This is a genomic window from Lichenihabitans sp. Uapishka_5, from assembly GCF_033947565.1.
GTDB lineage: Bacteria > Pseudomonadota > Alphaproteobacteria > Rhizobiales > Beijerinckiaceae > Lichenihabitans.
Genome location: NZ_JARPVX010000025.1, coordinates 17,162 through 38,351 on the forward strand (window position 1 = coordinate 17,162; position 21,190 = coordinate 38,351).

Sequence of the window (21,190 nt, forward strand, 5' to 3'; positions counted from 1 at the left end):
CCGGATCCTTCCTGGATCCGGCCTTTTTCATGTCGGATTGGCTTCCGCCTGACGCCAAACGCCAATTCGGGAGACCTGAAGCGCTTCTGTTTCCAGAGGCGCTTCAGGTGTTTCAGCGGATCGTGCCGTTGACACCCATGGGGAAGAACCCGTTGGGAGTCCCTTGTGGGTTCAGGTAGGCAATGCGCAGGACCTCTTGAGGAGTGCGGGCGAACGCCAAGCCATCCACATCCGTAGGTGAGATGTTGACCGTCGCTCCATCGCTGATGCCCTGGTCGTCGGATCCGACGCCATCGAGCTTGCCACGCGCGGCCGAGATCAGCCCTGCCTGCTGAAAGAATCCGCGGGAAGTCAGGAACGTCCGGATCGCGCCGGCCTGATAGGCCTCAACGCCGAGGAAGCCAGCCGCCACCGACAGGATTTCCTTGCTTTGCAGAAGAGGCGCCGCTCCTGTCAGGGCCGTCACGCAGACATCCTCGAAGATAAAGGCGGACAGCAGGAAGTTGTTCTCGTTGGCGAAAGCATCGAAGGTGTCGTTCGGCCCGATCAACCCGGCGCCCCGTGCCGCGAATGTAAAGGCAGCGCCAAGGTCGATCTGCGGACGCGCGATGGCTGCTGAGCCGAGCGACCCGCGTAACGTGTTCAGGTGCGCACGTTCGTCGACCGCGAGTTCGTTGGCAAAGTTAGCGAGGTAGCGCGTTTCGAACGGCACCTGCCGCCCCCCTGAAACCGGGCCGAGCGTGCCGACAGAACCGGACACCTCTGCATCGGACAAGCCGGAACCGGTGGAGGCACGAAGATAGAACTCGCTGCCCAAATATTCGAGATTCAGCGCGAAGTTCAGGATGTCGGTATCAGTCAAAGCTTGGGCCGAGGCCTGCGTCGAGCCGACAGTGCCCATGACGGCGGTGCCGGCGACCCCAAGGCCAAGGGCCTTTATGAACGCCCGCCGTCCGCCGACGATGTCGAGTGACGCGGGACCGGCAGAAGCATGCGCCGGGGCAGAAAAATCGAGACTCATGAGCGTTGATCCTCTCGCGGAACAGGAACCGGGGATGTCAGCGAAGCGTGCCGTTGAGACCGTTCGGGAAGAACCCGGTGGGCTGCGTATTCGGGTTGAGGTAGACGATGTTCAACACTTCCTGGGGCGTACGCCCGAAGACTTGGCCGCTGGCGTCAGACGGGACGATGTTCGACGTATTGGCGTCGCCGATGCCTTGATCGAGGTCGGATGAACCATCAAGGGAGTCCCGGGCATCCGAAATCGCCTGTGTCTGCTGGTAGAAGCCGTTGGCGTAAAGCAGCGTCCGTACTGCACCGGCGTGGTACCCCTCCACGGCAAGGATCCTGGCTGCGCCAGACAAGTTGGCCGGATCGCTGATAAGTGGCGCCGCGCCCTTGTAGGCCGTCACGCCCACATCCTCGAAGATAAAGGCGGCCAGGAGGAAGTTCATGTCACTTCCGAAGGCATCGAACGTGTCGTTTGGACCGACGAGGCCGGCGGCGCGCGCTGCAAGCGTGAAACTGAATCCGAGATCGATGGCAGGGCGTGCCACGGCGTTTGAGCCTAAGGCCCTACGAAGCAGCCGCACATGCGCGAGCTCGTCATTGGCAATCTCAACGGCGTATTTGCCGATGTTGGCGTCGGCGAACTGCACCTGCTTGCCGCCGTCCACCATGCCGAGTGTGCCGGTGCCCTCGATATCGCCCGGTTGCAAGCCCCGCCCAAAGGCTGCCCGCTGGTAGAACTCGGCTTCCAGATATTCGAGGTTCAGCGCGAAATTGAAGATGTCGACGTCCGAGATGCCGGCCGCCTGGGCTGAGGCCTTGGTGCCGGCCCCGATCACTGCGGCGCCTGCGAGACCCATGGCCACGCTTTGGAAGAACACCCGTCGAGCAGCCCCGAGGTCGGCCGGTCCTGGAAGTCGTCCCGACGAATTTTGACCTTCAGGAAGGTGGAAAATATCTGCAGGCATGTCTCGAAACTCCCTAGACCTGTTATGCTGACACCAGCGCCCAGTTCAGGTCAGTGGATGAAGCTAGCGCAATTCGAGATTTTGGCGAGGCGATGTGGGTGAAAAGGCAGGAGCATGACTGCGTCACAAAGTCATAATGATCCAACACTATCAAATGTAAGCTTTGATATCGTCTCTTAATGCTCACGCTCAACGTTTTATAGCGTGGGTATTATTTACACCTAAAGCCTGGGCCCAATCGGCAACTGACGCTTCGTTGATGTAGGTTCGAGGTCACTCAGGCCGTAACGCCTCTTTCACCCACACAGACGCAAATTGCCGAATGCTTCCGCCCACATCGACATGCCCCTGCGAGCACTGCTCGTTATTATTCTATGCCGAGTGCGGCCCGCATAGACCATGCATCTGGACTTGCCCTTATGAAGGTTACTGGGAGGTGAGCCCGATCGAAGGAGGCGACATGCGGTGTATTCCTTTTCGATCGACGAAGCGAGATGTCCAGGGCGCCCCATAGTGGCTATCGTTTTATTGCCCGACGAAACGTGTCCCGGATCCTACCTACTTGGTCTTGAGGTGCGATCGGAATGAAAGGTCTCTGCGCATGTGGTTCAGGCTGGGTGCGATCGCTTCGGCAGGGCGGAACATGCGCGGACGTCTGGGCTCGATCATCGTCCAACTCATCCCAGGTGAGACGCGGTCGGCGCTTCTCCGGTCCCGCTTAGGGCCAGCGCTGCTCCGCTTTCGGCAACGGCTGCTGCCTCGGGACGCAACTGCGTGTCCGATGCCCGCGATCGTGGTCGAGCGTAGGCTTGGAGCCCTGGCAGACCTGTCCGCAGAAGACATCCGCGCCACGGTGGCAGAACTGAACGCCAAGGCCGAGCGACTAGGCTGCGTCATCTTTGAAGGGCGGCCGCATCAGCCGGGGGTCGCCGTGATCTTCGCCGGAAACGTGGAGCGTTTCTTTATGCTCCCCGTTGCACGTCACCTCACGTGCCGGGTCATTTACTTCCAGGACCTGCAAAGTGGCTGGTTCCAAGGCTCGGACGTGCTCCCGGATCTGCAGCACGTGCGCGATACCCTCCTGGTGCAGGAAATCGGCGACAAGCCCTGCTTGTTCTTCGGCCAGTCGTCCGGTGGCTATGCGGCTTTGGTTGCGTCGCTGGGGTTCCCACAATCGACTGTTCTATCCTGTGCTCCGCAAACCTTCTCGGACGGTACAGCCAAGCGGCAGATCGGATTCTTCGGCGTTCGTTGCCTGTCAGCTCCTGATGGCCTGATCGACCTTCGACAGGCGCTCCAGGCGCACCACGATGATGCCTTTCGGGCCGTCATCATCGCAGCCAGCGAAGCCGAGAACCCTTATACGGCTCATTATTGGATGGATTACCTTCACGCCCTGCGACTTGTGGGCGTGCCCTCCGTCGCTGTCTCTATCGTGCGCTCGAACACGCACGTGATCGTTCATGGCAGGCTCAATCGCTTCGCAGAACTGCTTGGTGAGCTTCAAACCGTTATGGCAGCCACAAAGGAGGATCGCGCTCAGGTTGTCATTAAGTTTTTGGAAGCTGAGTTTGCTTGAGATTAGGCGAGTAGGTCCTCGTAGCTTATTCCGGCTTTTATTCGATTGAGGCGCGCCGTTCTGGAGTCCAGCCGCAGCACGCCTCACCAGCAAGTAAGGCCATTCAGCGATCTTGCTCCGCTCGCCTCACAGGTGGGCGAGCTTGTGAGCCAGACCAGTTGCCGTCCGCATTTCCGTAAAACTGTTGAAGCCGCGCGCATGCGCCTCCGTTTCACCATAGTGGAAGAAGGCAGCCGCTGATCCGAGGAAGACAAAGGCCGAGGCAATCGCCGAGCGTCGGCCTACAGCCCTAAGTGAACGAAAGGGCATCGTCATGATGGCGATCAACAGGATCGATACACTTCCCACAGCTAGCACGCACGAGAGATCCAACATGTTTTGATTCGACGCTCATTGAATTGAAACGCTATCAAATCAAGCCTGAATGTAAATTTGCAGAATCGCTTCGCTCAAATTGCATCAACTTCAAAGAGCCGTATGCACATGTCCGCTTGGGCGACCCTATCCGTCCGAAGCGGACAGTCGCGTTACGGCCAAATCCGGTCGTTAAGCTATCGTTTTGCCACCTGCTTGATCATGCGCCTATCTATTCCCCCCGAAATATAAGCTGACGTCAGGAAAATCTGAACGCCGATCAAAAATTTGGTTAGAATTTTGGTAGGATCAGGTCGTGGAAATCTGCCTAAGCGTCTGTATCTCTGCAGATTGAATCCGATTCCGTTCACCCGTTCTAATTTTGCAAATTAGGATTGTTGCGTCAGGCAGCGTTTCGAAGCTTTAGCTTAGCTTAGCTCAGTCTCAGTTGACGCAAAAATTTGCTTGGCGGCTGCGATGGTAGTCAGGCTTCGCGATCACTGCCGAAAGCCTTAAGATCGGTCGAGTCTCCGATGAGTTCGCCCATAAGGTCGTGGTCCGACCCAGCCTGCAGCGCATGGGATCCCGGACTGCGATTCTCGTAGTTGTCAGGAGCCTATCTCTGACGCGACAATCGCGTGTTCGTCACGAGGCAAGCGCATGAGTCGTTCCAAAGTGTTCTCCGACGCGGCCTCTGCCCTCGAAGGGGTGTTGTTCGACGGCATGACGATCATGTCCGGCGGCTTCGGCCTGTCGGGCAATCCGGAGCATCTCATCACGGCATTGAAGGACAACGGGGTGAAGCATCTTACCGTGATATCCAACAATTGCGGGGCGGACGGGTTGGGTTTGTGGGTGCTGCTGAATAACGGGCAGATCGACAAGATGATCTCCTCCTACGTCGGCGAAAACAAGCTGTTCGCGGAGCTCTACCTGTCGGGCCAACTGCAATTGGAGCTGAATCCGCAGGGCACGCTGGCCGAGCGCATTCGCGCCGGCGGCGCGGGCATCCCGGCCTTCTACACCAAAACCGGCGTCGGCACGGTGGTGGCCGAAGGCAAGCCTACCGAGGTCCTCGAGGGCGAGACCTATGTGCGCGAGACCTGGCTTCGGGCGGACTTGTCCATCGTCAAGGCCTGGAAGGCCGACACGGAAGGCAATCTCGTTTACCGAAAGACTGCACGAAACTTCAACCCCACCATGGCGACAGCCGCAAAGGTCACAATTGCCGAGGTGGAGGAGATCATCGAACCGGGCATGCTTGACCCCGACGCCATCCACACGCCCGGCATCTACGTCGATCGCATCGTCCAGGGCCACGCCTACGCGAAGCATATCGAGCAGCGCACGGTGCGTCAGCGGCCGAACCACCCCGCCGCAACGAAGGAGATCGTCTGATGGCCTGGACACGCGACGCGATGGCGGCCCGCGCCGCTCGGGAACTGCGGGACGGGTACTACGTAAACCTCGGCATCGGCATCCCTACGCTGGTGGCCAACTACGTTCCGCCGGGGGTCAAGGTGACGTTGCAGAGCGAGAACGGCATGCTCGGCATCGGTCCCTTCCCCTACGATGACGAGGTTGACCCGGATCTCATCAATGCCGGCAAGCAGACCGTGACGGCCCTGCCGACCTCCAGCTTCTTCTCTTCCGCCGACAGCTTTGCGATGATTCGCGGCGGCCACATCGACCTGGCCATCCTGGGCGCCATGCAGGTTGCCGAGAACGGCGACCTCGCCAACTGGACCATCCCTGGCAAGATGATCAAGGGGATGGGCGGCGCGATGGATCTTGTGGCTGGGGTCAAGCGCGTCGTGGTGGTGATGGAACACACCGACAAGGCGGGCGGGCCGAAATTCCTGCACCAGTGCTCGCTGCCGTTGACCGGCACGGGCGTGGTCGATGTGGTGATCACCGACCTCGCCGTCTTCGCGCTCGACAAGAAGGCCGGCACCGCGGCCTTGATCGAACGCGCGCCCGGCGTCACGGCGGCGGAGGTCCGGGCCAAGACCGAGGCGGACTACGTCGAGGCGCTCCCGTCCGAGGCATAACTCCGGTAGGAGTGCCTTTTCGAGCCTTGGCGGCAGGGGCGCTACCCTGCCGATGCCGGCGGAATGATCTTCTCGGCCCGTAATCGATCAAACAGATCCGTGAAGGAGCGTTCAGTCACCTGCAAGTCCAAGAACCCGAACTCGCGGCTCTTGGTCATGTCGGTGAAGGTTTCGAGTTCGCGGCCGAGATCGGCATCGCTATGCCACCACGAGGCCAGGGTCGACAGCTTGTAGGACTGAAGCCCGTATTTAGTCACGATGGCGTCCCAGGTCGCATCCATCCCGGCCATCTGCTGCTCGAGCGGCGTCGGGTGTCCCGGATAGGTCTCGACCTCGACCCCGAGATGAGCTCCGATCGTTGCCCAAAGCCGCCGCCATCGGAACACGTCGCCGTTGACGATGTTGAAGGCCTGGTTGAAGGCCGAGGGCGTCGTCGAGGCCCAAACAAGCTGCCGCGCCAGGATGCGAGCATCGGTGACGTCGGTGACGGCCTCGTGCTGCTGCGGCGTGCCCGGAAACAGCAGCTTGCGGCCGGTCTCCTTGCAAATCGCCGCATAGACGGCCAGCGTGACACCCATGTTCATGGCGTTGCCGAGTGCCCAGCCGATAAGGGTGTGGGGCCGGTGAACCGACCAAGCAAAGCCATGCTGGGCTGCTGCCTCGTAAAGAATGTCTTCCTGCACGTAATAAAAGTTCTGATACGGCAGCCGCGCCTGATCCTCCCGGAACGGCGTGTCGGGTTTGACCTTGCCATAGGACTCGAACGGGCCGAGGTAGTGCTTCAAGCCCGTCACGAGCGCCACATGGTCCGGCTTCGAGGTCTGCGTGACGGCATCGAGCAGATTCCGCAGCATGGCACCGTTGACGCGGCAGTTTTCATCCTCGGTGTCCTGGCGGGCCCAGGTGCAGAAGTAGACGTGACTGATGTCGAGCCCGGCAACTGCCTTGGCGATGCTCGCAGGGTCCATCAGGTCGGCCGCGACCGGCGTCACGCCTTTCCTGTCCTGGGGCGGGCGCCGTGCCAGTCCAAAGACCGTGAAGCCGTTGGCGAGGAGGTGGTCGGCGACGTTGCTGCCGGAAATACCGGTCACCCCGACCACGAGGGCATTCTTCTTGCTCATGCGTTGATCCTTGTTATTCGGCCGCGACCATGGTCTGGCCGTCTCTCGTTCTCGCCGGAAACGAAAACGTCGCGTTGTCCGTCACCAAGACAAAAACGCGCTAAATTGGTCGGCGTATCGAGGCCGACCCCTCGCCGCCGTGAGAGCGTTTGCACGACGCCCGCAGCCAATCGGGGGTGTGCATCACATGTTCGAGCATCAATGACAGCACATGACCGCGGCCAAACATCGTCTCACGTCGTGAGCCGATCGACGCGATGCCTTCGCGCCATTCCCAGGACGTCAAACAAGTCGGCCTGCGAAAGGTTGCCCTTTCGGCCGACGGGCAAAGCTTCTGCCTTGAGCGATGAGTTGGCGCCCACGGGCGAACTGGAGGCAGGACGACCGCAAGGTTCGAAGCTGTTTCACGCTCAACAGGCTTCGACATTCCTGATGGCGAAACACGGGCCACGACAGCAAATGTGCCTCCTCGTGCGGGTCGGCACCCTCGATCGGCCCGCGAACTATCGACCCTCCTTGAGGCGTGCCTTGTGGGCGGCCGCCAGGCGATAGCCGACGCCGGGCTCGTTCAGCAGCAGGCGTGGGTCGGCCGGGTCGGCTTCGACCTTCTGACGCAGGCGGCCCATGAAGACGCGGAGATATTGCAATTGCTCGCCGTGGTGCGGGCCCCAAACCTCGTTGAGGATCTGCTGGTGCGTCAGCACCCGGCCCGCATGGCGGGTCAGCAGGTGGAGGATGTCATATTCCTTCGGGGTCAGCTTCACGGGCTCGCCCCGTACGGTGACGCGGTGGGCCAGCGTGTCGATCACGAGGTCGCCGGCGGTGTAGACGGCCGTGGTGCCGGCGACCTGCACGGCGTGCCGCAGGGCCGTGCGCAGCCGCGCCACCAGTTCGCCCACTCCGAAGGGCTTGCTGACGTAATCGTCGGCACCGGCTTCGAGCGCCGCCACCTTGCCGGCCTCGTCATCCCGCGCCGACAGGATCACCACCGGGACCGGCGACGTCTTGCGGATCTCCGCCAAGACCGCGAGGCCGTTCATGTCCGGCAATCCGAGGTCGAGCACCACGACCTCGGGCGGACTGGCCAGGAAGCACCGTAAGGCTTCCTCACCCGACAAGGTCGCCTCGACCGTGAAGCCGGCTGCCGTCAGGGCGGGCCGGAGGAAGCGCTGGATCTGCCGCTCGTCATCGACCACCAGCACCGTGTTGGTTCCCGCCATCGACCCCTTCCTCCATGCTGGCAGCGGCGCCCGGCAGCCAGACCAGCAGACACGTGCCGCGCCCCTGCCGGCACGGGCTTTCGGCTCGGACGGTGCCACCCATCGCCTCGACCACACCCTTGGCGACCGACAATCCAAGACCGGTGCCAGCCGGACGCCCATCGCCAACGCCGACGCGGGTGAATTTGTCGAAAACGCGGGTCAGGTCGGGAGTCGGGATGCCACTGCCCTCGTCCTCGATGCCGATCGTCACGCCCGCGCGCTGTTGGTCGGCCCACACCGTCGTGGCGGTGCCGAGCGGACTGTATTTGTCGGCATTGTCGAGCAGGTTGAACAAAGCCTGTTCGAGCAACACCGCATCGCCGCGCACGAGCGGCAAGTCGGCACCGAAGCGGATGACGTGCCGGCGATCGGGAAACAGCTTTTCGGCGCGTGCCACGGCGCCGCGGAGAACATCGGCGACTTCGACCCAATCGCGTTTCAGGTCGGTGACGCCGGCCTCGACCCGGGTCATGTCGAGCAGGTTCGAGACGAAGCGGGCGAGGCGTCGCGCGTCCTCCTCGATGGCCAGCAGAAGATCGTCGCGATCGACCTGGCTCATCGCGGCGCCATAGCTCCGCAGACTGGTGGCGGCTCCCAGGATGGACGATAACGGCGTACGCAGATCATGGCTGAGAGACGATAACAGCGTCGTCTGCAAACGCTCACGCTCCGCCATCGCCTCGTTGCGACGGGCTTCGCCGGCCAGCCGGGCCCGCTCGATCGCCAGGGTGCCCTGGTCGACCAGCGCCTCGAGCCGGCGCTGTCGATCCGCCGGCAGTGGCCGCGAGCGATCGCCGGGCGCCGTGCCGACGACCCCGACGACGCCCTGCTGCGTGAGGATCGGCTCGAAACGAAACTGGGCGTTCGGCAAGGTGCCGGTGCGCCAGCCGGCAGGCTCCTGGCGCTCGTAGGCCCACCGGGCCGCAGCCCAATCGGTCGATCCGAGCTCGTCTTCGGGTGGGAAAGCCGCCCTGATGGCGAGGTCGGCAACCGTGGCGGCGCGGCCTTCGTCGAGCAGCACCAGCACCCGGCCCGATACGGCCGCGGCGGCCTGCCGCGCCAGGATCCACAACACGTCGTCGAGCCCCGTCGCGCGTGCGAGCTTGCGCGACACATCGTAGAGCGCCTGCAGCGTGGTGGCGCGGTCGAAGGCGGCTTGCGCCTGATCGCGCACGCGGCCCGTGAGCCCCCCGGTCACCACGGCAACGAGCAAGAAGGTGAAAAGCGCCAACAGCTCATGCGGCTCGGCCACGGTCAGGGTGTAGATCGGCGACACGAAGAAGAAGTTATAGGCCAGGAACGACAGCCCCGCCGCCACAACGGCCGGCCATTGGCCCACCGTCATGGCGCACCCCAGCACGGCGGCGAGGAACACCATCGAGGCGTCCGACAGGTGCAGCACCCAGCCAACAAGGCGCCCGACCGGCACAGCCAAGGCCACCCAGCCGACCGCCACGGCCAAGCGGACGCCGACCGACCGGCGGCTCGGCCACGCGTAGGGCCGGCGCCGCACCGGCGGGGCCTCGGTCGTGATCAGGTGGATGGCGACGCCCTCGGCCCGCCGCAGCAGCGCGCCGGACAGCGACCGCCCGCGCAGCCGCGCCCAGCGCGAAGCGCCCGATCGACCGATGACGATCTGCGTCACGTTTTCCCGTCCCGCATAGCGCAGGATCGCCTCGGGCAGGTCGCGGGCTGCGAGGCGGGCGGTCTCGGCCCCGAGCCGCTCGGCCAGCCGCAGGGTTTCGTCAATGCGACGCAGAGCGTCCGGGTCGGTGACCTCCGCCCCAGTGCGTTCGATGGTCAAAGCCACGAGCGGGGCGTTGAGGCCACTGGCCAGGCGGCTCGCCGCCCGCAGCACGGCCGCCGATTGCGGGTCGCCGCCGATGCAGACGAGGATGCGCTCCGCCGTCGGCCAGGCGCCCTCGATGGCATTGTGGCGCAGGTGGTCGACCATCTGGTCGTCCACCCGATCGGCGGTGCGGCGCAGGGCGAGCTCGCGCAGGGCCGTGAGGTTGCCCGGCTTGAAGAAGGCATTGGCGGCGCGCGCCGCCGTTTCGGGCCGGTAGATGCGGCCTTCGCTGAGCCGGGTGATGAGTTCTGCCGGCGTGATGTCCACCACCACCACGTCGTCGGCCGCCTCCAGCACCGTGTCGGGGACGGTTTCGCGGACCGTCACGCCGGTGAGGCGCGCCACCACGTCCGACAGACTTTCGAGATGCTGGATGTTGAGTGCGGTCCACACGTCGATGCCGGCGTCGAGAAGCTCGGCGACATCCTGGTGGCGTTTCGGGTGGCGGCTGTCGGGTGGGTTCGAATGGGCGAGTTCGTCTACGATCATCAGCGCCGGATGGCGCGCGAGGGCCGCGTCGAGGTCGAATTCGGCCAGGTCGCGGCCGTGATAGGGCATGGCGCGACGCGGCAGCACCTCGAGGCCGTCGATCAGGGCCTCGGTCTCGGCCCGCCCGTGCGTCTCGACAAGGCCGACCACCACGTCGAGATGCGCCAGCTTCAGGCGCTTGGCATTCGACAGCATGGCATAGGTCTTTCCGACGCCGGGTGCGGCGCCGAGAAAGATTTTCAGGTGGCCCCGCTCATCCCGCCTGGCGGCCGCCAACAGCCGGTCGGGATCGCGGCGGCTGGGCAAATCAGGCAGCATCAGCACGCAACCCGGCCGTCATCGCTGCCTCCTGCCGGCCCTGATGGTGCAAGCGGCCGCTATCTCCCGTTCGGGTTTCATCAAGGGCGCCCAGAACCCTGCGCCAGCGTGTCGAGAGCCAGGTTGAGGGCCAGCACATTGACGATCGGCACGTCGAATTGGTGTGCCGTGTGGGCCGCGACGAGCGCCTGCACGGCGTCGGCCGGCAATCCGCGGGCGGCGGCCACCCGCGGCACCTGCCACGCAGCATAGGCTGGCGCGATATCGGGGTCGAGACCGGAGGCGGAGGTCGTGACCGCGTCGGCCGGCACGGGCTTGTCCGGGGCGCCGCCGAGCCCCTGGACCGAGGTTTTCACGCGATCGACAAGCTTCTGCGACGTCGGGCCAAGGTTCGAGCCTGCCGAGTTGGCCGCGTTATAGGGCGCTTCGACCGTTTTGCTGCTGTCCTTCGGATCGGGGGCCGTGGTTGCCGAGGGGCGGCCCTGAAAATAGCGGTCGCTGGTGAAGACCTGGCCGATGAGGCTGGAGCCGACCACGGTGCCGTCACGCGACACCAAACTGCCATTCGCCGGCCCTGTGAGGACCAGTTGGGCAAGGCCCGTGACGGCGAGCGGATAAGCGAGGCCGGTCAGGGCGGAAAAGAGCGCCATCAGGGTGATGGCAGGGCGGAGCTGGTTCAGCATGTGGATTCACGCGAGATGGAGGGAAGCGACCGCGAGGTCGATCAGCTTGATGCCGACGAACGGCACCACGATACCGCCGAGGCCATAAACGCCCAGGTTCTTGCGCAGCAGGGCCGCCGCTCCGATGGGCTTGTAGGCGACACCGCGCAACGCCAGAGGGATCAGGGCCACGATGATCAGCGCATTGAAGATCACGGCCGACAGGATGGCCGATTGTGGCGAGGCGAGATGCATCACGTTGAGTGCGCCGAGCTGGGGATAGGTGGCCAGGAACAGCGCCGGGATGATGGCGAAATATTTGGCCACGTCGTTGGCGATCGAAAAGGTGGTGAGCGAGCCGCGGGTCATCAGCAGCTGCTTGCCGATGCCGACGATCTCGATGAGCTTCGTCGGATCGCTGTCGAGATCCACCATGTTGCCGGCCTCGCGGGCGGCTTGCGTGCCGGTCTGCATCGCCACGCCGACATCGGCCTGAGCGAGCGCCGGGGCGTCGTTGGTGCCGTCGCCGCACATGGCGATGAGGCGGCCGCCTTCCTGTTCCTTGCGGATATAGGCGAGCTTGTCTTCCGGCTTGGCCTGGGCGAGGAAATCGTCGACGCCGGCCTCGGACGCGATGGCGGCGGCCGTGACGGGGTTGTCGCCCGTCACCATGACGGTTTTGATGCCCATGGCGCGGAGCTCGGCGAAGCGGGCCTTGATGTCGGGCTTGACGGTGTCCTTGAGGTGCACGACGCCGAGCAGGCGGTTGTTCTCCGCCACCGCCAGCGGGGTGCCGCCCGAGCGGGCGATCCGGTCGACCGCGAGCTTGAAGTCGGATGGGCCGCCGTTCGTCTCGATGCCGAGGCTCGCCAGGATCGAATCGACCGCGCCCTTCCGCAAACTGCGCCCCTCGATGTCGACACCGGAGATGCGGGTCTGGGCCGTGAACGGCACCACGGTGGCGCCCGCGGCCGCGAGGTCGGTCTCGGCGAGGCCGTAGCGGCTCTTGGCCAGCGCGACGATGGCCCTGCCCTCGGGCGTCTCGTCGGCGAGGCTCGACAACAAGATGGCTTCGGCCAGTGCTCCGTCCTGCACGCCACCGACGGGGATGAACTCGCTCGGCATGCGGTTGCCGAAGGTGATGGTGCCGGTCTTGTCGAGCAGCAAGGTATCGACGTCGCCGGCGGCCTCGACGGCGCGGCCCGAGGTGGCCACCACGTTGAAGCGGATCAGCCTGTCCATGCCGGCGATGCCGATGGACGACAACAGCCCGCCGATCGTGGTGGGGATCAGGCACACCAGCAATGCCACCAGCACCGTCACCGACAGCGTCGTGCCGGAATACAGCGCGATCGGCCAAAGGCTCACGCAGACGATGAGGAAGACGATCGTCAGACCGGACAACAAGATCGACAAGGCGAGCTCGTTCGGCGTTTTCTGCCGCTCGGCGCCCTCCACCAGGGCGATCATGCGATCCAGGAAGGTCGAGCCGGGCGCTGCCGTGACCCGCACCTTGAGCCAGTCGGACAACACGGTCGTGCCACCCGTCACGGCCGAACGGTCGCCGCCCGATTCACGGATCACCGGCGCCGACTCGCCCGTGATGGCCGCCTCGTTGACCGAGGCGATGCCCTCGACCACTTCGCCATCCGAGGCGATCACCTCGCCGGCCTCGACCAGGATCACGTCGCCGACCTTCAGGTCGAGCGCGTTGACGCTGTCGAACGCGCGTCCGGCGGCCTTGGGGCCGGTCAGGCGTTTGGCCTTGGTGTCCGAACGCGTTTTGCGCATGGCATCGGCCTGGGCGCGACCACGACCCTCGGCCATCGCTTCGGCAAAATTGGCGAACAACACCGTGAACCATAACCAGGCGGCGATCTGGCCGGAGAACAACGCTTGACCATTGGCGGTGGCGAGGTCGCGCAGCCAAAGTAGCGACACGCCGAGCGAAACGACCTCGGTCACGAAGATCACCGGGTTCTTGGCGAGCGTGCGCGGATCGAGTTTGTGGAACGCCTCGACGACGGCCCGGCCGGCGATAACCGGATCGAAGAGGCTGGTTGCGGAACGGGAAGCCATGGGAGGCGGAATCCTGACTAGGATTGTGATGGGAAAGGTTTGGGATGCGGGAGGCGTCCCGGCGGCCGACGCGGCCGGGAAACGGTCGGCTGTGTTTCAGTAGGTTTTGCCGGCCAGCATGGCGAAATGCTCGACGATGGGTCCGAGCGCGAGCGCCGGGAAGTATTGCAGCAGGTAAAGGATGACGATGACGCCAAGCAGCAGGCCGATGAACAGCGGCCCATCGGTCGGAAAGGTGCCGACCGATGCGGGGGCCTTGCGCTTGGCCGCGAGCGAACCCGCCAACGCCAGAACCGGCACCACATAGGCGAAGCGCCCGAGAAACATCGCGATGCCAAGCGTCGTGTTGTACCAGAGCGTATTGCCGGTGAGCCCGCCTAAGGCCGAGCCGTTGTTGGCGGTGGTCGACGCAAAGGCGTAGAGGATCTCGCTCAGGCCGTGCGGGCCAGCGTTGTTCAGGCTGTCGAGCCCCGTCTTCAGCATGACGGAGGCGGCCGTGCACCCCAGCACCAGCGGCGGATAGATGAGGATCCCCAGCATGGCGAGCTTCATCTCGCGGCTTTCGATCTTCTTGCCGAGATATTCGGGCGTGCGACCCACCATCAGGCCCGCCACGAACACCGTGATGATCGCGATCACCAGAATGCCGTAAAGGCCCGAGCCGTCGCCACCGGGCGTGACGCAGCCGAGCAGCATGTTGAACAACGGCACCAGGCCGCCGATCGGCGTCAAACTGTCGTGCATGGCCACGACCGCACCGGTGCTGGTGCCGGTGGTGACCCCGGTGAACAAGGCCGTCAACGCCTGGCCGAAGCGCAGTTCCTTGCCTTCGAGGTTGCCGGCACCGCCCTCGACACCGAGGGCGGTCAGGATCGGATTGCCATAGGTCTCGGCCGCGTAGATGACGCCGAAGCCGACGATCAGCACGATACCCATGGTGACCAGCAGCGAGCGGCCTTCCTTCCAGTTGCCGACCATGCGGCCGAAGGCGATCACCGAGGCCACCGGCACCAGGAGAATGAGCCAAACCTGCAGCATCGTGGTCCAGGCGCTCGGGCTTTCGAACGGATGGGCCGAGTTGGCGTTGAAGAAGCCACCGCCATTGGTGCCGAGTTCCTTGATGGCCTCCTGGCTCGCCACCGGCCCGATCGCGATCACCTGCCTGGCGCCTTCGAGCGTCGTCGCCTCGACGGAGGCCAGCAGCGTTTGCGGCACACCGCCGGCCACCAACACCAGGGCGAAGACGATCGACAGCGGCAGCAGCAGGTAAAGCGTCGCCCGGGTCATATCGACCCAGAAATTGCCGATGGTCTTCGACTCCGAGCGCACAAAGGCCCGTACCAGCGCGATCGCCATCGCGATGCCAGTGGCGGCGGAGACAAAATTGTGCACCGTCAGCCCGAGCATCTGCACCAGATGGCTCATCGTGGTCTCGCCACCGTAGTTCTGCCAGTTCGTGTTGGTGATGAAGCTGACCGCGGTGTTGAAGGCGAGGTCCGGCGCCACGCCGTCGAAGCCTTGCGGGTTGAGCGGCAGGACCGCCTGCAGCCGCTGCAACGCGTAAAGCGAGAAGAACCCGGCGGCACTGAAGGCCAGCATCGCGAGCGTGTAGCTCTTCCAGCCCTGCTCGCGCCTCGGGTCGACCCCCGACAACGCATAAAAACCGCGCTCGAGCGGGCCGAGCACGGGCGATAGGAGCGTCCGCTCGCCTGCCATGACCCGCGCCATGTAGGACCCGAGCGGGATCGCGGCCGCGACGGCGGCCAGCAGGATGACGATGATTTCAAGCCAACCGAGAACGGTCATGGCAGCACACTCACGGGACCCAGAGTCCCGCGCCTTCAGAAACGTTCGGGATGGATCAGGGTGAAAAGCAGATAAAGGCCGAGGGCGGCCGCGACCGCGAGGCCGGCGATGGGTTCCAGCATGGCCGCCTCACATCCGTCCGCAGGCGGACACATAGGCGGCCGTGACCCCGAACAGGGCGGCGGCAACGACGTTGAAGACGAGGTCGAGCATAGGCGATCTCCAGCAAGGATCAGCGCCCCGTCTTCACCACGGATCTCCATAAACGATCGATTGGCCAGCGCGGCCGTGACCATAAACAAGTCATAAACAACCATGGCGCGCCCTGTCGGGGCGGGTTCCAGATGCCGGATCTGCGGGAACACGCGCGTCTTGTTATGCGATGTTTATGGTAGAGGCGTTTTCGACCCATCGAGCCGTTATCGGCGGGCGTTTAGACTATCGGCATCCACCTTGGATGCAGCAATGACCGCCTCACAAGCATCGAGCGAACGCGTCGACCCTGCCGCGACGCGACACCATTTCATCATCGGCCAGGACGAGACGGGTCACTGGCTCGCGGTCGAGGCCCACAGGCTCAACGGCGGCATCTTCCTGTCGCGCGAAGAGGCGATCCGCTACGTCGCGTTTGAAACCGGACATCAAGCCGACGCCTACGAGCTCTCGGCCGCGCCGTTGTCGTTGTTCTCGTGAGGCCCGTGCAGCGCTTTTCCGTCTTTCGCCGCAAGCTGGCGCATCACCTGCAATGCTGCGCGACGCGCCGCCGGGACGTCTGCTGCGACCGACCAAGCGGGGCCGACCTGAAAGCCATTCAGCTCTTCGAACGCCTCGCGGTCGAAGCGGACACGCTTCCGCAGTCTTGGATCGATGCGGCGACGCGGCGCTGCGCCGATCCGGCCTACCGGCGCCGTTTCGAGGCCGTTTGGGACACGCTCCCGGATGTGATCGGCATTCTTGTGATGCCGCAGCACGCCTGCGACCTCGTCCGCTGGATGCTCGAGCAGGCGGATCACGATCCGCTCGGCGGTGGCTCGGAGCTACGTACCGCCTCAGCTACGGAGATCACCCGTCGATGCCCGAACGCTCCCATGGCTCGATGAGCGACGCCTCAACGGCGCCGCATCGGCGATCGCCGCCACCCGTCGCGTCACGCCTCACTTTCGCAGCGGCACGCCCTTGGTCGTGAACCGCTGCCCCGTACCCACGCGGCGCTGCGCGACACCGGCCGGGCTCGTGCCCTGCCCGGTGCCGGGCGGCTGGGAGAACGGCACCAGCTGGTCGGGCCGCGGGCCGATGAGGTCGGCGCGGCCCATGGAGCGCAACGCCTCGCGCAGCAAAGGCCAGTTCTCGGGGTCGTGGTAGCGGAGAAAGGCCTTGTGGAGGCGTCGCTGGCGCAACCCCTTGATGGCCTCGACGGGCTCGCTGCCGCCACGCTTGACGCCGCGCAGCGTGTTGACCCCGGTGTGGTACATGGCCGTCGCGGTCGCCATCGGCGACGGCAGGAAGGTCTGCACCTGGTCGGCGCGGTATTTGTTCTTCTTCAGCCACAGCGCGAGGTGCATCATGTCGGCATCGGTGGTGCCCGGATGCGCGGCAATGAAATACGGGATCAGGAAGTATTTCTTGCCGGCTTCCTTGGCGGCCGCCTCGAACATCTCCTTGAACTTGTCATAGGTGCCGATGCCCGGCTTCATCATCTTGTCGAGCGGCCCGCGCTCGGTGTGTTCGGGCGCGATCTTCAGGTAGCCGCCGACGTGGTGGGTGACGAGCTCCTTGATATATTCGGGGCTCTTCACCGCGAGGTCGTAGCGCACGCCCGAGGCGACCATCACCTTCTTGACGCCCTTCACCTCGCGCACCTTGCGGTAAAGCCGGATCAGGTCGTCGTGCGAGGTGTTGAGGTTCGGGCAGATGTCGGGAAAGACGCAGGAGGGCAGCCGGCAGGCCGACTCGATCTTCGGGTCCTTGCAGGCCATCCGGTACATGTTGGCGGTCGGTCCGCCGACATCCGAGATGACGCCCGTGAAGCCCGGCGTCTTGTCGCGGATCCGCTCGATCTCGCGCAGGATCGAGCCTTCCGACCGGTTCTGGATCACACGGCCCTCGTGCTCGGTGATGGAGCAGAAGGTGCAACCGCCGAAGCAGCCGCGCATGATCGTCACCGAGAACTTGATCATGTCCCAGGCGGGGATCTTGGCGTCGCCGTAGAAGGGGTGCGGCGCGCGGGCGTAAGGCAGGTCGTAGACCGAATCCATCTCGGCGCTGGTCAGCGGGATCGGCGGCGGCGTGAGCCACAGGTCGCGGTCGCCGTGGCGCTGCACCAGCGGGCGCGCGTTACCGGGGTTGGCCTCACGATGCAGCACCCGGGAGGCGCGGGCGTAAGCCTCCTTGTCGTCGACGACCTGTTCATAGGCCGGCAGGCGGATCACGGTGTCGCCCGGGCGGCGGGCCGCGGCCTCGTCGTCGCTGTCGAGGTCGTCCGCATGCAGCTCGGTATAATGAGCGGGAACGCGGCGGAACAATGCCACGCCCCGGATATCGTCGAGTTCGCGCGGGATGGCGCCCGCCGCGATGCGGTTCGTCACCTCGACCACGGCACGCTCGGCATTGCCGTAGATCAAAAGGTCGGCCTTGGCATCGGCCAGGATCGAGCGGCGCACCTTGTCGGACCAATAATCATAATGGGCGATGCGGCGCAGCGAAGCCTCGATGCCGCCGAGCACCACCGGCACACCCTTATAGGCTTCCTGACAGCGCTGGGTGTAGACGATGGTCGAGCGGTCGGGCCGCTGGCCGCCCTCGCCACCGGCCGTATAGGCGTCGTCGCTGCGAAGTTTGCGGTCGGCCGTGTAGCGGTTGACCATCGAATCGAGGTTGCCGCCCGTGACGCCGAAATACAGGCGGGGCCGACCAAGCACCTTGAAGGCCTCGGCCGAGTGCCAATCCGGCTGGGCGATGATGCCGACCCGGTAGCCCTGCGACTCCAGGAGCCGGCCGATGATGGCCATGCCGAAGCTCGGGTGGTCCACATAGGCGTCGCCCGTCACCAGCACCACGTCGCAAGCGTCCCAGCCAAGCGCCGTCATCTCGGCGCGGCTCATCGGCAGGAACGGTGCGGCCCCGCCGGACGCGTGCCGGGTGCAGGACAAGGGCGCCGGAGTCGGTGCGACGGAAGCCAGGGTTTGCATGCCGCCACGCATAGGACGATGGCGGCGCGAACTCAACCGCCGGGGCTTCAGGGCGCACGGGTGGGACCCTGGCATCATGCCGGAGGGACGGGTTCGACATCGGCTCAGTGGCCCTTCGGGTATCGCGCCCGGATGAGGGCCACGCTAGCATTGGTCCAGCCATTGCACCCCGGCAGGACGTTCTGCTCGCAACGGAGACCCCCATGCCGCGTCACATGCACCTGGCCGCTTACCTGAAAACAGGGCCGACGGCCCTGCATGGTGGCGGTTGGCGCCATCCCGAAGCCCGCCTCGACGACATCTTCGAGCCGTCCCGCTACGCCAGCATCGCCCGCACCCTGGAAGATGCCTGCTTCGACGCCTGCTTCTTCGCCGACCTGTTCGGGCTCTACGACGTGCACGCATCGAGCCCGGACGCTTATGTGCGTCGCGGCGGCCAGATCTCCTTCCTCGACCCGATGACGGTGCTGCCCATCATGGCGGCGGCGACAAGCCGCCTCGGTCTCGGCGCCACCCTGTCGACGACCTTATTCAATCCTTATCATCTGGCCCGCACGCTGTTGTCGCTCGACGTGCTCAGCAAGGGCCGCGTCGCCTGGAACGTGGTGACCTCGGCGACCGAACTCGAGGCCCTCAACTTCGGCCTGGAGGGCCTGCCGGCCAAGGACGACCGCTACGACATGGCCGACGAGGTGGTGGAAGCCTGCCTCAAGCTGTGGGGAAGCTGGGACAAGGACGCCTTCGTGATGGACAAGGCGCGCGGCCTCTTCGCCGACCCCGCCAAGGTCCATTATGCCAATTATGAAGGCCGCTACGTCCGCACCCGCGGGCCGCTGTCGATCCCGCAAAGCGCCCAGGGACACCCGGTGCTGATGCAGGCCGGTGCCTCCGAGCGCGGCCGGCAGTTCGCGGCCCGCTGGGCCGAGGTGGTCTTCGCCATGCAGCGCAGCAAGGCCGAGATGAAGGACTTCTACACCGACCTGAAAGGTCGCCTCGACGCGCACGATCGTCGGCCTGACGATTGCTCCATCCTTGTGCAGGTGAGCTGCGTCGTGGGCGAAACCGAGGCGATCGCGCGCGAACGGGCCGATTATTGCAACAGCCTGCTCGACGACGAACTGGCGCTCGCCACCACCTCGGCCAACGTGGGCGTCGACATGAGCCGCTATGACGGGGTGGGCGATGTTGCGGCACTGCAGGGCAACCAGGGCATGCAGGGCTCGGTCGACTTTCTCCAGCAGATTCAGGCGGCCGAAAAGCTGACGCTGTCGGAAGCCGCCAAGCGAACGGCGGCGAGCCAGATCGTCGGCACCGCCCGCTCGGTCGCTGACCAGCTCGAAGACCTTTTCGTCAGCGAGGCCTGCGACGGCTTTGTGGTGTCGCCCATCGTGTCGCCGCTGAGCCACGAGGTGTTCTGCCGAACGGTGGTGCCTGAACTGCAGCGGCGCGACCTGTTCCGCAAGGCCTATGCGGGCCGCACCCTCAGGGACCATCTCACTGAGCGCTGACGCAACCCGGCTCGACCGGCGATCCATGTTCCGCTACGTCCGATTGCGGCACAGGATTTGCCTTGGCTCATTCGTGTACGAACAATCGGCGGTCAGCGAATGGCTTTGTCGGCGCAACAACGTCCCGGATTGCGGGCAGCCCTCTGGATGCTGCCGGCCGTGCTGTTGCTGCTCATCACCTATTTCGTGCCGCTGCTGGATGTGCTGACCACCAGCGTCACCGAACCACGACCCGGCCTCAACAATTATGCCGGCCTGCTGACCGACACCGGCGCCCAACGCATCATCCTCACGACACTGCGCATCAGCCTGACCGCGACGCTGATCGCGGTGGGCCTCGGCTACCTCGTGGCCTATGCGATGGTGACCGGCAGCCCCAGGCGACGCGTGGTGATGTTCGCCTGCGTGATGGTGCCGTTCTGGATTTCCATCCTGGTGCGCACCTTCGCCTGGATCCTGCTGCTGCGCACCGAAGGCATCGTCAACAACGGGCTGATCACCCTTCACCTCATCGATGACCCGCTCGACATGCTGTATTCCGAGACCGGCGTGCTGATCGGCACGGTCCACTACATGGTGCCGATCGCGGCCATGACGCTTTATGGGCAGATGGAGGGCATCGACCAGCGCCTGATCACCGCGGCGCGCGGCCTCGGGGCCGGGCCCGTCTTCGCTTTTCGCACCGTGTTCCTGCCGCTCAGCCTGCCCGGTATCGCGGCCGCAAGCGTGCTGATCTTCATCGGCGGCATCGGCTACTTCATCGTCCCGGCGCTGCTCGGCGGCGGCAAGACGTTGATGCTGGCCGAATATATCGGGCTGCTGATCACCACCACGGTCAACTGGGGCCTCGGCACCGCGCTCGCCACCGTGCTGGTTGCCATCGTGCTCATGTTGTTGTTCGCCGTGTCGCGCCTCGTCGACATCCGACGCGCCTTCGGGAGCACTTGA

18 protein-coding genes are annotated in these 21,190 nt (G+C 64.6%); 6 read left to right on the top strand and 12 right to left on the bottom strand.

Annotation, left to right across the window (positions count from 1 at the left end; genetic code table 11):
* Positions 1-112: 112 nt before the first annotated feature.
* Positions 113-1,021, bottom strand: coding sequence for a ferritin-like domain-containing protein (locus P7D22_RS11230; RefSeq protein WP_319934322.1), 909 nt, complete (start codon positions 1,019-1,021; stop codon positions 113-115).
* Between the two features lie 37 nt (positions 1,022-1,058).
* Positions 1,059-1,868 (bottom strand): ferritin-like domain-containing protein, encoded by an 810-nt coding sequence (locus P7D22_RS11235; protein WP_319934323.1) that lies wholly within the window; start codon positions 1,866-1,868, stop codon positions 1,059-1,061.
* 889 nt (positions 1,869-2,757) lie between these two features.
* Between P7D22_RS11235 and P7D22_RS11240 the strand changes: the two genes are divergently transcribed.
* The gene (locus tag P7D22_RS11240) at positions 2,758-3,555 is read left to right on the top strand and encodes a hypothetical protein (RefSeq protein ID WP_319934324.1); all 798 of its coding nucleotides are present in this window, start codon (positions 2,758-2,760) and stop codon (positions 3,553-3,555) included.
* Between the two features lie 126 nt (positions 3,556-3,681).
* Here the strand turns inward: P7D22_RS11240 and P7D22_RS11245 are convergent, their stop codons facing one another.
* The gene (locus P7D22_RS11245) at positions 3,682-3,882 is read right to left on the bottom strand and encodes a hypothetical protein (protein WP_319934325.1); all 201 of its coding nucleotides are present in this window, start codon (positions 3,880-3,882) and stop codon (positions 3,682-3,684) included.
* A gap of 687 nt (positions 3,883-4,569) precedes the next feature.
* Here P7D22_RS11245 and P7D22_RS11250 point away from each other — a divergent pair.
* Positions 4,570-5,307: a CoA transferase subunit A gene (locus P7D22_RS11250; protein ID WP_319934326.1), complete on the top strand. Its 738-nt coding sequence runs from the start codon at positions 4,570-4,572 to the stop codon at positions 5,305-5,307.
* Positions 5,307-5,960 (top strand): 3-oxoacid CoA-transferase subunit B, encoded by a 654-nt coding sequence (locus P7D22_RS11255; RefSeq protein WP_319934327.1) that lies wholly within the window; start codon positions 5,307-5,309, stop codon positions 5,958-5,960. Before P7D22_RS11250 ends, P7D22_RS11255 begins: the two co-directional genes overlap by 1 nt.
* A 41-nt stretch (positions 5,961-6,001) precedes the next feature.
* Here P7D22_RS11255 and P7D22_RS11260 read toward each other — a convergent pair whose 3' ends face one another.
* The 7 genes from P7D22_RS11260 to P7D22_RS11290 form a co-directional block, all read right to left on the bottom strand.
* The gene (locus P7D22_RS11260) at positions 6,002-7,081 is read right to left on the bottom strand and encodes an SDR family oxidoreductase (RefSeq protein WP_319934328.1); all 1,080 of its coding nucleotides are present in this window, start codon (positions 7,079-7,081) and stop codon (positions 6,002-6,004) included.
* Between the two features lie 503 nt (positions 7,082-7,584).
* Positions 7,585-8,301 carry a response regulator transcription factor gene (locus P7D22_RS11265; RefSeq protein WP_319934329.1) on the bottom strand — a complete coding sequence of 239 codons (717 nt, stop codon included), beginning with the start codon at positions 8,299-8,301 and terminating at the stop codon, positions 7,585-7,587.
* Positions 8,267-10,999 (bottom strand): sensor histidine kinase KdpD, encoded by a 2,733-nt coding sequence (locus P7D22_RS11270; protein ID WP_319934330.1) that lies wholly within the window; start codon positions 10,997-10,999, stop codon positions 8,267-8,269. Before P7D22_RS11270 ends, P7D22_RS11265 begins: the two co-directional genes overlap by 35 nt.
* An 80-nt stretch (positions 11,000-11,079) precedes the next feature.
* Entirely contained in the window at positions 11,080-11,682 is a 603-nt protein-coding gene (gene kdpC, locus P7D22_RS11275; protein ID WP_319934331.1) for a potassium-transporting ATPase subunit KdpC, read from the bottom strand.
* Between the two features lie 6 nt (positions 11,683-11,688).
* Entirely contained in the window at positions 11,689-13,740 is a 2,052-nt protein-coding gene (gene kdpB / locus P7D22_RS11280) for a potassium-transporting ATPase subunit KdpB (protein WP_319934332.1), read from the bottom strand.
* 96 nt (positions 13,741-13,836) lie between these two features.
* Positions 13,837-15,546, bottom strand: a complete 1,710-nt coding sequence (gene kdpA / locus P7D22_RS11285; RefSeq protein ID WP_319934333.1) for a potassium-transporting ATPase subunit KdpA — start codon at positions 15,544-15,546, stop codon at positions 13,837-13,839.
* Between the two features lie 35 nt (positions 15,547-15,581).
* Positions 15,582-15,911, bottom strand: a complete 330-nt coding sequence (locus P7D22_RS11290) for a potassium-transporting ATPase subunit F (protein ID WP_319934334.1) — start codon at positions 15,909-15,911, stop codon at positions 15,582-15,584.
* A 100-nt stretch (positions 15,912-16,011) separates the two neighbouring features.
* Here P7D22_RS11290 and P7D22_RS11295 point away from each other — a divergent pair, with 100 nt between their 5' ends.
* Positions 16,012-16,239 carry a hypothetical protein gene (locus P7D22_RS11295; protein WP_319934335.1) on the top strand — a complete coding sequence of 76 codons (228 nt, stop codon included), beginning with the start codon at positions 16,012-16,014 and terminating at the stop codon, positions 16,237-16,239.
* Here P7D22_RS11295 and P7D22_RS11300 read toward each other — a convergent pair.
* Positions 16,200-16,559 (bottom strand): hypothetical protein, encoded by a 360-nt coding sequence (locus P7D22_RS11300; RefSeq protein ID WP_319934336.1) that lies wholly within the window; start codon positions 16,557-16,559, stop codon positions 16,200-16,202. The two genes, P7D22_RS11295 and P7D22_RS11300, sit on opposite strands and share 40 nt — an antisense overlap.
* A 141-nt stretch (positions 16,560-16,700) precedes the next feature.
* Positions 16,701-18,647: a YgiQ family radical SAM protein gene (locus tag P7D22_RS11305; protein WP_319934347.1), complete on the bottom strand. Its 1,947-nt coding sequence runs from the start codon at positions 18,645-18,647 to the stop codon at positions 16,701-16,703.
* Positions 18,648-18,937: 290 nt separating this feature from the next.
* Here P7D22_RS11305 and P7D22_RS11310 point away from each other — a divergent pair, with 290 nt between their 5' ends.
* A complete protein-coding gene (locus P7D22_RS11310) occupies positions 18,938-20,242 on the top strand; it encodes an LLM class flavin-dependent oxidoreductase (protein WP_319934337.1) in 1,305 nt (434 codons plus the stop codon).
* Positions 20,243-20,371: 129 nt separating this feature from the next.
* On the top strand, positions 20,372-21,190 hold the full coding sequence (locus P7D22_RS11315) for an ABC transporter permease (RefSeq protein ID WP_319934338.1): 819 nt from the start codon (positions 20,372-20,374) through the stop codon (positions 21,188-21,190).

Excerpts from the sequence above, each read along its gene's own strand:
- P7D22_RS11230 (WP_319934322.1), bottom strand. The coding sequence starts at position 1,021 with ATGAGTCTCGATTTTTCTGCCCCGGCGCATGCTTCTGCCGGTCCCGCG.
- P7D22_RS11235 (WP_319934323.1), bottom strand. The coding sequence starts at position 1,868 with ATGGGTCTCGCAGGCGCCGCAGTGATCGGGGCCGGCACCAAGGCCTCA.
- P7D22_RS11240 (WP_319934324.1), top strand. The coding sequence starts at position 2,758 with ATGCCCGCGATCGTGGTCGAGCGTAGGCTTGGAGCCCTGGCAGACCTG.
- P7D22_RS11250 (WP_319934326.1), top strand. The coding sequence starts at position 4,570 with ATGAGTCGTTCCAAAGTGTTCTCCGACGCGGCCTCTGCCCTCGAAGGG.
- P7D22_RS11255 (WP_319934327.1), top strand. The coding sequence starts at position 5,307 with ATGGCCTGGACACGCGACGCGATGGCGGCCCGCGCCGCTCGGGAACTG.
- P7D22_RS11260 (WP_319934328.1), bottom strand. The coding sequence starts at position 7,081 with ATGAGCAAGAAGAATGCCCTCGTGGTCGGGGTGACCGGTATTTCCGGC.
- P7D22_RS11265 (WP_319934329.1), bottom strand. The coding sequence starts at position 8,301 with ATGGCGGGAACCAACACGGTGCTGGTGGTCGATGACGAGCGGCAGATC.
- P7D22_RS11270 (WP_319934330.1), bottom strand. The coding sequence starts at position 10,999 with ATGCTGCCTGATTTGCCCAGCCGCCGCGATCCCGACCGGCTGTTGGCG.
- kdpC (WP_319934331.1), bottom strand. The coding sequence starts at position 11,682 with ATGCTGAACCAGCTCCGCCCTGCCATCACCCTGATGGCGCTCTTTTCC.
- kdpB (WP_319934332.1), bottom strand. The coding sequence starts at position 13,740 with ATGGCTTCCCGTTCCGCAACCAGCCTCTTCGATCCGGTTATCGCCGGC.
- kdpA (WP_319934333.1), bottom strand. The coding sequence starts at position 15,546 with ATGACCGTTCTCGGTTGGCTTGAAATCATCGTCATCCTGCTGGCCGCC.
- P7D22_RS11295 (WP_319934335.1), top strand. The coding sequence starts at position 16,012 with ATGACCGCCTCACAAGCATCGAGCGAACGCGTCGACCCTGCCGCGACG.
- P7D22_RS11305 (WP_319934347.1), bottom strand. The coding sequence starts at position 18,647 with ATGAGCCGCGCCGAGATGACGGCGCTTGGCTGGGACGCTTGCGACGTG.
- P7D22_RS11310 (WP_319934337.1), top strand. The coding sequence starts at position 18,938 with ATGCCGCGTCACATGCACCTGGCCGCTTACCTGAAAACAGGGCCGACG.